Origin of the sequence: Aquibacillus koreensis (assembly GCF_025154055.1) — a bacterium.
Taxonomy (GTDB): Bacteria; Bacillota; Bacilli; order Bacillales; family Amphibacillaceae; genus Aquibacillus_C; species Aquibacillus_C koreensis.
This window is the reverse complement of sequence record NZ_JAOALK010000051.1, coordinates 1-14,210: the sequence shown is the minus strand read 5'-3', so window position 1 is coordinate 14,210 and position 14,210 is coordinate 1. Positions and strand designations below refer to the sequence as shown.

9 protein-coding genes are annotated in these 14,210 nt (G+C 36.3%); 7 read left to right on the top strand and 2 right to left on the bottom strand.

Annotation, left to right across the window (positions count from 1 at the left end; genetic code table 11):
• Window positions 1-441 precede the first annotated feature (441 nt).
• On the bottom strand, window positions 442-2,193 hold the full coding sequence (locus tag NYQ66_RS14720) for an alpha-glycosidase (RefSeq protein ID WP_259870487.1): 1,752 nt from the start codon (window positions 2,191-2,193) through the stop codon (window positions 442-444).
• A 445-nt stretch (window positions 2,194-2,638) separates the two neighbouring features.
• Here NYQ66_RS14720 and NYQ66_RS14715 point away from each other — a divergent pair, with 445 nt between their 5' ends.
• From NYQ66_RS14715 to NYQ66_RS14685, 7 genes are all read left to right on the top strand, one after another.
• Window positions 2,639-3,928: a sugar ABC transporter substrate-binding protein gene (locus NYQ66_RS14715; RefSeq protein WP_259870486.1), complete on the top strand. Its 1,290-nt coding sequence runs from the start codon at window positions 2,639-2,641 to the stop codon at window positions 3,926-3,928.
• A 181-nt stretch (window positions 3,929-4,109) separates the two neighbouring features.
• Entirely contained in the window at window positions 4,110-5,357 is a 1,248-nt protein-coding gene (locus NYQ66_RS14710; RefSeq protein ID WP_259870488.1) for a carbohydrate ABC transporter permease, read from the top strand.
• Window positions 5,357-6,196, top strand: coding sequence for a sugar ABC transporter permease (locus NYQ66_RS14705; protein ID WP_259870485.1), 840 nt, complete (start codon window positions 5,357-5,359; stop codon window positions 6,194-6,196). Before NYQ66_RS14710 ends, NYQ66_RS14705 begins: the two co-directional genes overlap by 1 nt.
• Window positions 6,197-6,381: 185 nt before the next feature.
• Window positions 6,382-7,410 carry a LacI family DNA-binding transcriptional regulator gene (locus NYQ66_RS14700; protein WP_259870483.1) on the top strand — a complete coding sequence of 343 codons (1,029 nt, stop codon included), beginning with the start codon at window positions 6,382-6,384 and terminating at the stop codon, window positions 7,408-7,410.
• Between the two features lie 200 nt (window positions 7,411-7,610).
• Window positions 7,611-9,278, top strand: a complete 1,668-nt coding sequence (locus NYQ66_RS14695; RefSeq protein WP_259870482.1) for a glycoside hydrolase family 13 protein — start codon at window positions 7,611-7,613, stop codon at window positions 9,276-9,278.
• Window positions 9,279-9,558: 280 nt separating this feature from the next.
• The gene (locus NYQ66_RS14690) at window positions 9,559-11,241 is read left to right on the top strand and encodes a glycoside hydrolase family 13 protein (protein ID WP_259870481.1); all 1,683 of its coding nucleotides are present in this window, start codon (window positions 9,559-9,561) and stop codon (window positions 11,239-11,241) included.
• A 308-nt stretch (window positions 11,242-11,549) separates the two neighbouring features.
• The gene (locus NYQ66_RS14685) at window positions 11,550-11,888 is read left to right on the top strand and encodes a hypothetical protein (RefSeq protein WP_259870480.1); all 339 of its coding nucleotides are present in this window, start codon (window positions 11,550-11,552) and stop codon (window positions 11,886-11,888) included.
• 1,228 nt (window positions 11,889-13,116) lie between these two features.
• Here the strand turns inward: NYQ66_RS14685 and NYQ66_RS14680 are convergent.
• Window positions 13,117-14,210, bottom strand: a 1,094-nt coding sequence (locus tag NYQ66_RS14680) for an IS110 family RNA-guided transposase (protein WP_259870444.1), incomplete at its 5' end; no start/stop codon positions are given.

Genomic DNA, 14,210 nt, shown 5'->3' with positions numbered 1-14,210 from the left:
ATATTAAGCGAATAGCAGCGATAGTATCCGCCTAATAAGGGTGGATTTCAATGAAAAATCGGTCATTGGAAGGAATGACCGATTTTTTTAAACTGATTTTCACTTCACTTTTGATATCTTCACAAAAACACCCTACTTTTTCACTGGTCTCGAACCGTCCCTATGTTCACATTTCTAATAGTACAACACTCGTTTATCAGTATGCGTGCTGTTTTTGTCTGGGGTTGTTCTTGTATAGGTAAATTGAATTTGAATAATTGGTCTATTAAGCCAACCTTTATTTATCTAAAAGAAAACCAAAGAAATAGTATCCATACCGTAACAAGATAAACGTCCATTTCTTTGGTCAAATATTTATTTTGTAATCACTCTTTTTATTATAGTGCGTTAACCAAGGGTTTGCGTCCTTATAGAGATAAATACTAAACACGTGTCTACATTTTACAGTTTATAGCATTTATATCCGTAGGCTTCAAGATTAACGACTGCATCTTTCTCAAAAGTAATTGTTTGTTCTGTAAGTAATTCTTGACAAGTTTTGTTTGACAGTTCTTGAAGTGAAACCCATTTCTTTTTATCACTATTGTTTAATACAAAGATAAGTCGCTCGTTTTCTGTTTTCTTTTCATAAACAATAGTATTGTCTATGTTGTTGGCCTGTAAGAATTTAAATGTACCTTTGTTTCCAAATGAAGGAACTGTTTTACGTAGCTTTATTAATTTTTGTACGAAGTGAAATAGCTTTAGATCTTGATTTTCAGGCTCCCAAACCATGCATGCTCGACATCCTGGATCTTGACCACCAGCCATACCAATTTCGTCTCCATAATAAATACATGGTGTGCCAACAAAAGATAACTGAAATAAGTAAAGTAATTCTACTCGTCGTTTGTCATTGTGTGATAGTGTCAAAATCCTTGGTGTGTCATGACTATCTAATAAGTTAAAGGCTACCTCATTCACGTTTGCAGGGTACATATGCAATACCTTTGATATCGTATTAGCAAATTGATCAGTACTAATTACTTGTTTAGCAAAGAAATCAATCGCTCCATTCGTAAATGGATAATTCATTACTGCATCAAATTGATCGCCTTGTAACCAAGGCATGGAATCGTGCCAAATCTCTCCCAAGATATAGGCATCGTGTTTTGCATCTTTCACTACTTTACGAAACTCCCGCCAAAAAGCATGATCAACCTCGTTAGCCACATCTAAACGCCAGCCATCAATGTCAAATTCTTCAATCCAGTAGCGCGCTACGTTTAATAAATATTTTTTCACTTCAGGGTTTTCTGTATTTAATTTTGGCATGGAGCCAACAAAACCGAAAGTATCATAGTTAGGTATTGGTTCTTGAACAATTGGAAATCCTCTTAGATGAAACCAATCTTTGTATTTTGAATGTTCTTTTTCATTCAATACATCCTGAAATGGAGGAAAATAATAGCCACTATGATTGAATACTGCATCAAGCATAACCCTAATTCCTCTTTTGTGACATTCCTTAACTAATGTGCGGAAAGTATCCTTATCACCAAATTGCGGATCAATTTCCATGTAATCGATAGTGTCATATTTATGGTTTGAATATGCTTTAAAAATCGGAGTAAAGTAAACTCCATTAATACCTAAATCCTCCAAATAATCTAAATGATCAATTACACCTTGGAAGTCTCCACCAAAAAAATTAGTTGGACTAGGATCCGCACTTGCCCAAGGCAAGGCACCTTCAGGATTGAAGTTTTTGTCACCATTTCCGAAACGTTCAGGGAAAATCTGATACCATACTGTGTCTTTTACCCAGTTAGGTGCATTGAATACATCAATATTGTTAAGATATGGAAAGCAAAAGTAGTTATGGATTTCACTAGGTGCTGAAGGAAAGATTCCTCCCTCGGTATAATAAAAAGTTTCTTTGGAATCGGAACAACGAAATCCATAGCGCATTCGGTGGAATTCAGGCTTAACTTCTATAAACCAGAAATCATGAGAGTCAGTTGATCCCGATTTCAGCATTTCTTTTGACTTCATTTGCCATTTTTCATTAACCCAATCATAAGGGTCGCCAAATACAAGCTCTACCGAATCCATATCACCTTTCTTTGTCTGTAACTGGATGTGAAGCGTGTCTTTATCATAAGCATAAGCATAATTATTTTTAGGACGATGAAAAATTGCTTCTTTTATCATAGTGAAATTCTCCTTTCAAAATAAAACAACCCCGTTTTCATGGAGAAAACGGGGTTGTTGTCACAATACAAACAAAGCATTGCCCTTATATTTTTATATAATAAAATGTACTTTAAACCTTTGACTATGTCAATAGTAAATTACGCGCAATCGTTTTCGCAATTAATTATAACAATAGTTAGAAGAATAAGATTATTTATATAAATCTATTTTCATACCAAGCAGGATATCAATGTTGTGATAATGCCACTATAAAAGGATTAATTTACGTTGGTTTATAATTATAACAAAAAAGAAAATTAATTTTTTATTGGTGGAAACGGTTGCATTAAAAGTGAAATCATTGTAAGATATAAACAACTTAAAGCAAACGTTTGCGCAAATTAGCTTTCGCTTTGTTGTTTTAGGTAATAACCTTAACTTATAAGAAAAAGGAGAGACAAAGATGAAAAGAAAAGGATCAGGAGTATTGTCGTTAGTTTCATTTTTAGCAATTTTTCTATTATTAATTGGATGTGCACCCGATCGTCCGGAAAGCACAGATGATGGAAGTGGTTCAAATACAAGTGAAGAAAGTTCAGAGAAACCAAGTGAATTAACCATTTGGGCAAATGATGAAGATAAGCACTTGGAAGCAATCGAAAATATGGCTGTAGATTTTGAGGAGCAAGAAGGAATTAAAGTTAATGTCGTGGCTAAATCTATGTTAGACCAGTTACAAGAATTGTCACTAGCGGGTCCGGAAGGTAATGGCCCTGACGTATTTCTTCAAGCACATGACCAAATTGGAAATATTGTGGCCCAAGGGCTCGCAGCACCTCTTGATTTAACCGAAGAAGAAGTTATGGGTTATAGTGACGCTGCGCGGAATGCGGTTACTTATCAGTATGACAATGAAACAAATTATTATGGTGTACCGTACGCTATTGAGACTTACGGTATCTTTTATAATAAAGACATCGTAGATAATGCGCCGGAAACGATAGATGATTTAAAAACACTTCTTGAAGAAAAAACAAATGCAGACGAAGATCAATTTGGATTTCTTATGAAGCCGAATGATCTATATTTTGCATATCCATTTATTAAGAACTATGGTGGATATATCTTTGGTGGTGAGACTGGTGAGTATGACACAAGTGACATTGGTCTAAATAACGAAGGAGCAGTAGAAGGTGGTAAACTATTTTCAACTCTCTTTGGCAAAGGATTAATCCCGACTTCTACTACTGTGGATGTTGTAGATGGATTATTCACTGCTGGCCAGGTAGGTGCGGTAATAAATGGTCCATGGAGTATTGAGGGATACAAGGAACAACTGGGAGATAGCTTAGGTTTTGCCCCATTCCCACAAATTAATGATAAACCAAGTTCAACATTGGTGGGTGTAAAAACATGGTTAGTGTCTTACTATTCAGAACATAAAGATTGGGCAAAAGAATTAGCTGTATTTATTACAAATGAAGAAAATCAAAAATACTATTTTGATACAGCGGGGGAACTTCCTACTAATACAAATGCTTTAGAAGCTATTGAAGATCCAATTTATTCATCATTTGCTGAACAAATTCAATATGGAGTACCTATGCCAAGTACTCCACAAATGTCCCAAGTATGGGAGCCGGCAAACAATGCGCTTCAATTTATAGCGGAAGGTAAAGCTGTTCAATCTGTATTAGATGAAGCTGTTGAGCAAATCGAAACAAATATCCAAGCAAGTGGTTCAACTGAATAAGTTAAATGGAGGGGGAGTCTCTTTCCCCCTTTTCCTTATTTCGTGAAATAGGTTTTATGTTTATGTCATTGCTACCGTTATAGGAAGCTAATCAATTGTCTTTAGGGAGGTATGAGCGTTGTCTATACCAGAAGATAAACATTCACAATTACGAAATAACAAGCACAGACCCAATGTGGCTATGATGTTGTCTGTCGTATTTGCGGGTCTAGGTCAACTATATAATCGCAGCTATTTAAAAGGCATCATATTCATTGTTATTGAGGTTGCATTTCTTGTAACATTGCTTGAATCTATAAATTTTGGGTTGTGGGGGTTACGAACTTTAGGTACAATTCCAGGAACTGATCATTCAATTCGGTTGTTAGTATTTGGTGTTCTTTCGCTTATTGGTATTGTTCTTATTGGTTCACTTTATGTATTTAATGTAATTGATGCAAAGAAACAAGCAACGAAAATTAAAGAGGGTTGGAAACCACGGAAATTTAAAGAAGCTGTCAAACATTTTTATGATTACGCGTTTCCATATCTAATGACAGGTCCTGGCCTTGTATTAATGACTTTTGTAGTTATTTTTCCGTTATTGTTTTCTGTTTTATTGGCATTTACAAACTATAATCTTTATAATTCACCACCTCGTAATCTAGTAGATTGGGTTGGGTTTGATAACTTTACAAACTTGGTTACCGTTCCAATTTGGCAAGATACATTTTTAAGTGTATTTTCTTGGACGGTTGTTTGGACAGTTGTGGCAACAACCTTGCAAATTGCTGTCGGTCTTTTTCTAGCAGTTATAGTAAATGATCCGAGAATTAAGTTTAAGAAACTAATTCGAACCATTTTAATTTTACCTTGGGCTGTTCCGGCATTTGTAACTATATTGATATTTTCTGCAATGTTTAACGATCATTTTGGTGCAATTAATAGAGATATTATTATTCCGCTGTTTGGTGGAGATGGTATCCCTTGGTTGAGCGATCCTTTTTATGCCAGAACGGCTATTATCCTGATCCAGACTTGGCTTGGTTTCCCATTCTTATTTGCTTTATTTACGGGAGTATTACAAAGTATTTCTAGTGATTGGTATGAGGCTGCTGATGTGGATGGAGCTACTCGCTTCCAAAAGTTCCGTAATATAACAATGCCTCACGTATTATTTGCTACGGCTCCTCTGCTGATAATGCAATACGCACAGAATTTTAACAATTTTAATGTGATTTATCTATTTAATGAAGGTGGACCGCCAGTTCGTAATCAAAATGCAGGTGGTACGGATATTTTAATTTCCTGGGTATATAAGCTAACATTTGATACAAACAATTATAGTATGGCAGCGGTTATCTCAATCATTATGGGGGTAATTATTTCTGCATTTGCTTTCTATCAATTTAGAAAAACGAGATCATTCAAAGAAGAAGGTGAAATATAATGAATTATAAAACTAAATCTAAAATAGAGGTTTTTGCAATTTACCTTATATTAGCTATTGTTACAGTGATAATTTTTTATCCATTGTTATGGACAATTGGAATGTCATTTAATCAAGGTTCAAGCCTATATTCTTCTTCTTTAATACCCAAAAATTTCTCTCTTGAACATTACAAATGGCTATTCAGTGATCAGAGTGACTATTTACTTTGGTATAAAAACTCGATGATCGTTTCTGTAGCAGTGACGATAGGGAGTGTAATTCTAACTTCTCTTGTTGCTTATGCATTTTCTCGTTATCATTTTGTAGGTAGAAAGAATGGATTATATATTTTTCTACTACTTCAAATGTTCCCAGTAATGATGGCAATGGTTGCTCTATATATCTTTCTAAATATGATTGGATTATTAGATACACTTACTGGTTTAATATTAATTTATTTAGGTGGTCAAATACCTTTTAATGCTTGGTTAGTGAAAGGTTACTTTGATACAATTCCACGTGAGTTGGACCAAGCTGCTAGGTTAGATGGTGCAGGTCATTTACGAGTTTTTTGGAGTATTATGTTACCTTTGGCAAAACCTATATTGGCTGTAGTTGCATTATTTAATTTTATGATGCCACTATTTGATTTCTTATTACCATCTATTGTTTTATCAAGTTCAGAAAACTATACGTTAGCAGTTGGACTTTACAACTTTATTAATGATCAATTTGCAAATAACTTTACAAGATTTGCTGCTGGTTCTATTTTAATAGCTGTTCCAATTGCAGCAGTGTACCTCTATTTACAAAAGTACTTAATTGGAGGACTAACAGCTGGTGGATCAAAAGGATAAATCATAAACGGAGAGATATCTAGATTATAGTTGCATGAGCTAATTATATTAGGTTATCTATTAATTTTATTGAAAGAAAAACTATACGAAAAGGAGTAGACAACTTTGTCTAATTCATCGTATATTCAATGTAATTATTATCCTGAAAAGCTAATCGTTTGATTAAATAATAAAGGGTGAGCGTTATGGCGGTTACAATTAAAGATGTAGCAAAGGCAGCAGGAGTTGCACCATCAACTGTATCTCGAGTGATTGCAGATAATTCTAGAATTAGTTTGGATACAAAAAAGAGAGTTAGAAAAGCAATGAAAGATTTGGGGTATCATCCGAACATTAATGCTAGAAATCTCGTGGCTCGTTCTACACAAGCGATCGGTGTTGTTATGCCGTCATCGACAGATAAAGCATTACAAAACCCGTTTTTTCCAGAAGTATTAAGGGGAATAGGATCTGTTGCACATGATTTAGAGTATTCCCTATACGTTTCTACTGGAGGAACAGAGGAAGAGCAGTTTGAAGAAGTGAAACGTATGGTTTTTGGTCATAGAGTAGATGGTATTATTCTTTTATATTCTCGTGAAAATGATGCAGTAACTGAGTTTTTATATGAAAAGAAGTTTCCTTTTGTAATAGTTGGGAAACCCCCAATGAATGAAAGTGAAATCACATATGTAGATAATGATAATGTGAAGGCAAGCAGAGAGATAACGGAATACCTGATTGGGTTGGGGCATAAGCATATTGGGTTTATTGGTGGGCCTACGGATTTAGTAGTGACAGTTGACAGGTATAAGGGTTATCAAGAAGCGCTAAAAAAAGCGGCATTACCTGTTCGGGATGATTATCGTGTACAGACTGAATTTCTGAAATCTGGTGGACGTAAAGCAGTAGAAGAGTTATTTTCACTCGAGGAACCACCGACAGGACTTGTGATTGCCGATGACTTAATAAGTTTAGGTGTAATTACAATGCTAGAGGAATTTGGTTTAAGCGTGCCGGATGATGTTTCGATTGTCAGCTTCAACAATGTATATTTGTCAGAAATAACGAATCCGTCATTAACTACAGTGGATATTCAAATCTATATGCTTGGTGTACATGCATCGAAATGTTTGATTGAAAAAGCGAGAAATAAAGAGGAACCAGCTAAACGAATTATCGTTCCGCATAAAATTAAAAATCGACAATCAACGAGAGATACAGGGTTAAAATAATAATGTTAACTTATATAGCTCATCGTACTTATAGCAATCTCTCAGAGTGAGATGGCTATAGGTTCATGACGCCTTTATACGCAAACGTTTGCGCTTGTATCAGCTCAACATTGAGTTTGTTGCGCAAACAATTGCGCTTAGAGGACTCTACGTAAACCTCTTAGAAGTAGACATCACGGTAAGAACAAGGAGGAAAAAAGATGATGCAAAAATGGTGGAAAGAAGCGGTTGCCTATCAGATCTATCCACGTAGTTTTATGGATTCAAATGGTGATGGAATTGGAGATCTTCAAGGAATTATCTCTAAACTTGATTATATAAAAGAACTTGGAATTGATGTTATTTGGGTTTCTCCAATTTATGAATCTCCAAATGATGATAATGGCTATGACATAAGTGATTATAAAGGTATTATGTCTGAGTTCGGGACAATGGAAGACTTTGACGAATTACTGAATGAAGTGCATAAGCGTGATATGAAAATAATCATGGACTTAGTCATTAATCATACATCAGATGAACATCCATGGTTCATAGAATCGCGATCTTCAAAAGATAATCCTTATCGTGATTATTATATTTGGCATCCTGGCAAGTACGGCAAGGAACCTAATAATTGGGAATCAATCTTTGGTGGTTCGGCATGGGAATTTGATGAAAAGACCCAAGAATATTATATGCATGTTTTTTCCCGAAAACAGCCGGACTTAAACTGGGAGAATCCTGATGTACGGAGAGATCTATATGAAATGGTAAATTGGTGGCTTGATAAAGGTATTGATGGATTCCGAGTGGATGCAATCTCGCATATTAAAAAGGTGCCTGGCTTTCCAGATATGCCTAACCCGGATAATAAAAAATGGGTGCCATCCTTTGAAGGGCACATGAATCGTGAAGGCATCCAGGAATTTTTAGAAGAATTAAAAGAGGAAACCTTTGCGAAGTACGATATTATGACAGTTGGTGAGGCGAACGGTGTAAGTATTGAAGAAGCTGACTTATGGGTTGGAGAGCAAAATGGTAAGTTTAACATGATCTTTCAATTCGAACACTTAGGACTTTGGGGTAGAGGTGCTGCAGGTGGACTTGATATTCATGCCTTGAAAAAGACTCTAACGAAGTGGCAAAAAGGTTTAGAGGGTGTTGGTTGGAATGCGTTATTCTTAGAAAACCATGATCAACCACGATCTGTATCTACTTGGGGTAATGATGCAGAATTACGAGATAAATCAGCCAAAGTACTTGCTACGATGTACTTTTTAATGCAAGGAACACCATTTATTTATCAAGGGCAAGAAATTGGCATGACGAATGTGCAATTTGATTCGATTGATGATTATAATGATGTTGCGATTAAGAACATGTATCGAAATGAACGTGAAGAAGGAAGATCACATGAAGAGGTCATGGAAGAGATTTGGGAGAATGGTCGAGATAATTCACGTACACCAATGCAGTGGAATGACCAAATAAATGGTGGATTTACAACAGGAACCCCATGGTTAAAAGTAAATCCAAATTATAAAACCATTAATGTCGAGAATCAATTAGAAGATTCGGATTCTATTTATGCTTACTATAAACAACTAATCGAACTTAGAAAAGAAGAAGAAGTACTTGTGTATGGTAATTATGATTTAATTTTAGAAGACGATGAAAAGATCTATGCTTATACGCGAACATTGGAAAATAAAAAAGTTTTAGTAATGACGAACTTGTTCCCAGAAGAAGCTGAGTTTCACTTACCAAGTGCTTTAGAAGGGTATAATGCGACATTGAAGTTAAGCAACTATGATGTAGAAGAAAAAGATCAAATCAAGGAATTAAGCCTTAAGCCATATGAGGCTAGAGTGTATCTTTTAACTTGAAATTAGCTTGATTTATAAAAGGTGGTTGTGCAATTGCTGATAACTTCTTTCACACAACAAGGATGTTGTAGGACAGGTGAAATGCAACTGGCCAGCCACTTTTTCTTTTATTTTTTATGAGGTTAATGGAAAATTCGCTCAGAATGAAGTAGAAATCGCTCCGTTTTCATGAAAAATCGCTCATCCATTGAAGTTTTTCGCTCAGATGCCCTTAAACTGAGCGAAACCTAGATTTTGCACATAAAATTAATGACAAAGCTTTACATAATGGAGGATGATTATGACTACAAACTGGTGGAAAGAAAGTGTTGTCTATCAAATTTATCCTAGGAGTTTCCATGATAGTAATGGAGACGGGATTGGTGATATAAAGGGAATAACGGAAAAGTTAGATCATTTAGAAGATCTGGGAATTGACGTTATTTGGTTATCGCCGGTATATCAATCACCGAATGATGACAATGGTTATGATATAAGTGATTATCGTGCTATCATGGATGACTTCGGGAGGATGGAAGACTTTGATGAAATGCTTAAAGAAGCACACAAGCGCGGCATTAAGATCATGATGGATTTAGTTGTAAACCATACATCAGATGAACATCAATGGTTTGTAGAGTCCCGTTCGTCAAAAGAGAGTCCTTACCGTGATTATTATATCTGGAAAAAAGGTGAAGACGGCAAGCCACCAACGAACTGGGGTGCTGCATTCGGTGGTAGTGCATGGCAGTATGATGATACTACAGGAGAATACTATCTCCATTTATTCAGTAAGAAACAACCTGATCTTAATTGGGAAAATGAAACTGTTAGAAACGATATTTATGACATGATGAATTTTTGGTTGGATAAAGGTGTTAATGGATTTCGAATGGATGTAATTAATTTTATTTCAAAGGACCAACGTTATCCTGATGGAGAAGTAAATGATGCTGGCTTTGGTGATGGTAGTCCATATTTTATGAATGGACCTCGCATTCACGAATCTCTACAAGAGATGAACAAAAAAGTATTATCACAGCACGATACAATTACTGTCGGTGAAATGCCTGGTGCAACAGTGGAAGAAGCGAAGTTATATACTGGTGAGGACCGTCATGAATTAAATATGGTTTTTCATTTCGAACATGTAGATGTAGGCAATGGGAAATATGGTAAGTGGACACCGGAGCAGTGGAAATTAACGGATTTAAAGAAGATTTTCTCCAGGTGGCAAGAAGGCTTAGAGGAAGATGGGTGGAACAGTCTTTATTGGAGTAATCATGATCAACCAAGAGCCATTTCCCGATTTGGTAATGATAGTGAAGCATATCGTGAAATCTCTGGAAAAATGTTAGCAACATGTTTGCATTTATTAAAAGGAACGCCATACATTTATCAAGGAGAAGAAATCGGGATGACCAATGTTGCGTTTGACTCAGTTCATGATTATCGAGATATTGAGACACTCAACGCATACGATGACTATATGAATGGTGGGCTTTTAACTCATGATGACATGATGAAAGGGATTCATGAGCGCAGTCGTGATAATGCACGAACACCAGTTCAATGGTCGGATGATAGACATGGTGGTTTTACGAAAGGCAAACCATGGATTGCTGTTAATCCGAATTATCGTGACATTAATGCGCAGCAAGCGGTAAGTGATCCGGAGTCCATCTATCATTACTACAAAAAGCTAATTAAATTGAGAAAAGATAATCCAATTATTGTTTATGGTAAATATGAATTATTGTTAAAAGATGATGAGCAAATTTATGCCTACACAAGAACATGGGAAGATCAGACTCTTCTTGTCATCTGTAATTTTTCAGAAGACACACCTAAATTTGAACTACCAAAAGAAGTGAAATTTTCAGAGAAAGAACTTTGTATTGCTAATTATGACGTAGATATAAAAGAAGATCCTACTACTTTTACGTTAAAACCATATGAAGCACGCGCTTATTTATTAAAATAGTAGTGTTTGAGTTGGGCGGAATGAAGAATTGATATGAAGAATTTGTAACTTGTTATAGCGGTAGAAAGACCTCGGTAGAAATTACCGGGGTTTTTTGTATTTATCAAAAAATCTGTCGTTTAACTGAGCAAGGATTGATTTACTGACAATAGGCGTGTCTGTCATAAAGCATAATTCGATTTGTATTATATCATTCTACTAGAGTAATTTTTGTCATATAGATTATAGAAGCCTTTTTACATATAGAGTAGGGAAGTTGTTTTCTTATGTTTCTCTATTTACTCAATATATATGGAAGGAAGTAATCTATGTATTGTCAATCTTGTGGTAAAGAAATGGAGAATGCGAAGGGTTTATGTTCAGCTTGTACGATGAAAAGTAATCAGCATGCAGAGGCAATTGCTAGGGAGAGACTTGACAGGCCACAACTACAAACTTCTCCAAATGCGAGTGATTCTAGTCAAAGCGTAATGTTTGCTGTGCTTGGGTGGTTATTTTTTATTCTTTCGCTTTTGTTTCTGCCTGTACTGTTTGGCATGGCAACTTTCGTTATGGGATTGATCGTATATCAACAGCGAAATCAGCTGCATGGAGTCGTTTTGATGGCGCTTTCTGTGATCGTTATTATTATAGGTTTTCTTTTATGATTAGTGAATCTTAACTTCTATAACGCTGTGGCGATCAATTTTGCGGTTTAATAGTGTTTGTGTCTGATAGATAAGTTGCACAACTGAAATACAAAAATACTTGAAGCAAGTTTTCATAAAGAGTGTTATTAATTGCGTAGTAGAGCGATACTACGCAGTAACGTTGAAACCAATTCTGTTCTAAGATGTTAACTGCATAGCAATCGTTCCGGCAGAATACTACGCTTTCCTAGGAGGAATCACGAAAAATCCCTAGCCCATGGCTTTTTCTAAGTTCAGATTCCTCTTTATGGGCACGGCCTTAGTTAACTCAGTAGCAAATGGTTTCACTGGGCCGAGTAATCGCAGGCCCAAAGTGCACTCCTGAGTGGATCTTCGGCTCGCGCTGTTCCCATAGGACAAGGAAAGCTTCTGTGATTTCACATCGCACGAAGAAAATGCTGGCTTTCATTTTCGAGGAGTCTCCGTATTCTGCCTACACTTACGTAAACTTTCTAACTTGATGAGAGTTACATTATTAAGCATTATTGCTCTGTTTCAAAGCAGAATACTAGCAGTGAAATACACTACGTTAGCACCGTTTCGTTTCAAAAGAGAATTATTATGATAGTTAATCCAAGTATAATTTTAATAATCTTTGTATTTTTTACTAACTTAAGTAGGATCTAACCTAAGCGGAAGAAATACACGGAAACTGATATGAACGAAACTGTCAAGCCCCACTCACACTTATTAAAAATATCGGGTTTTTGTGCAACCTTAAATTAAGAGTCTTTTACGGCTCTTTTTTCATTTATGAAGCAGTAACTGCTACAATATTTCCTTCTTCTTAGCTTGCCAACACTTCCTCAATGCTTCAATTGGTTGTCAAGTGCTTTCCTTGACTACCAATTGAAGCATTGAGATCCTCGTGAAAGCTAAGAATAATAAATCTATATTTATCCCCTTTCTTTAATTTATAAAGAAGATAAATACACGGCACGAAGGCAAAAATCTCTACTCCGATGAGCATACTGATATCCGTGGGTTGTCACATTTTATCGTTCCGTCTGAGGAGCTATCACGAACTCCTGGCGTGCGTTCACCGAGTCATTCTTATGGCTAGCACAAGTCTCCGTCGTGTGTTCTCCTCTACGGTTTTTACCTTTGCCTTCGAGCCCTATATTTATTTCCTTTTAATCATTTCTCTTCCTGCTTATTTGCCCATGTGCCCATTGTCAAAAGAACATCAACTTTTATTAGATCCATAAGTAGATTCGTTGGCAATTGCCCAAATAAAACCTGCCAATTCTCTCGCTACGGCTGTTATAGCTTTTCCACTTTCTTTTCCGCGCCCTAGTAGGCGGAAGTACTTTGTATGCAAGCGATTTTGAGCTTTCCATGAGATTCCTAAAACATTTGTAGGATGGTCCTTTTGTCGCTTTTTCAATTCTCCTTTGACTGCAGGCTGGTATCTATAGCTCCACGCAGCCTCTATTAAAAGTTTCCGAACATGTCTATTACCTGTCTTGGTTATCTCTCCTAGTTTTCGTGTTGAACCACTAGAATTTTCACTAGGCACCAGTCCAGTGTATGACATAAAATGTTGTGGTGTCAGAAATCGATCGAAAGAGCCTATCTCTGCAACCAAACTAGTAGCCGTGATCACTGCTACCCCTCTTAACGTCATAAGGGTTTGAATCATTGGGGCATGGGCTCCTTCTTTGGCTTGGTTCTCAATTTCTTTTTCTAGTATTTTTAGTCGTTGCTGAAATTCTTTCAGCTGTTGTAAATATTCTTGGAAAGCAATTCGAGATGGTGATCGATCAAATTTTAAGCTATTTAGCCAATCCCAATATTTCACTGTCCACTTCCTGGTGCCTTCAGGTGGCTTGATTTCATTTCTTAGTAGAAATTTTGTTAGTCTGTGTTTTGCTCTTAATTCGTCTTCTTTAACATCTTCACGAGCTCTAACTAAATCACGGAGTGCCTCATCATCTTCCGTTGGTACATAGATGGGGGTTAATTCTCCCGCACGATAAAGTGTGGCAAGTTTAAGAGCATCACGTTTATCGGTCTTTATTTTTTCTCCAGGTTTCCGTGGTATTAAAGATGGCGCAATTACTTCACATTCAATATCCATGCTCTTAAGGAGTCGATATAGTCCATATCCAGTTGGCCCAGCTTCGTAGCACACTCGTAGTTGATCAGCTCCTCCTAGTTTTTTTACTAAATGTCTAATTGCCTCAACAGTATAACTGATCATGCCTATATATCTCGCTTTAGTTCGTCCCTCATCCGCAACCGCTACTGCAATTTTGTCCTTTGATACGTCTAAACCTA

What these genes read in the sequence shown, in the direction of transcription:
- NYQ66_RS14720 (WP_259870487.1), bottom strand. Translation starts at nt 2,193, where the DNA reads ATGATAAAAGAAGCAATTTTTCATCGTCCTAAAAATAATTATGCTTAT.
- NYQ66_RS14715 (WP_259870486.1), top strand. Translation starts at nt 2,639, where the DNA reads ATGAAAAGAAAAGGATCAGGAGTATTGTCGTTAGTTTCATTTTTAGCA.
- NYQ66_RS14710 (WP_259870488.1), top strand. Translation starts at nt 4,110, where the DNA reads ATGATGTTGTCTGTCGTATTTGCGGGTCTAGGTCAACTATATAATCGC.
- NYQ66_RS14705 (WP_259870485.1), top strand. Translation starts at nt 5,357, where the DNA reads ATGAATTATAAAACTAAATCTAAAATAGAGGTTTTTGCAATTTACCTT.
- NYQ66_RS14700 (WP_259870483.1), top strand. Translation starts at nt 6,382, where the DNA reads ATGGCGGTTACAATTAAAGATGTAGCAAAGGCAGCAGGAGTTGCACCA.
- NYQ66_RS14695 (WP_259870482.1), top strand. Translation starts at nt 7,611, where the DNA reads ATGATGCAAAAATGGTGGAAAGAAGCGGTTGCCTATCAGATCTATCCA.
- NYQ66_RS14690 (WP_259870481.1), top strand. Translation starts at nt 9,559, where the DNA reads ATGACTACAAACTGGTGGAAAGAAAGTGTTGTCTATCAAATTTATCCT.
- NYQ66_RS14685 (WP_259870480.1), top strand. Translation starts at nt 11,550, where the DNA reads ATGTATTGTCAATCTTGTGGTAAAGAAATGGAGAATGCGAAGGGTTTA.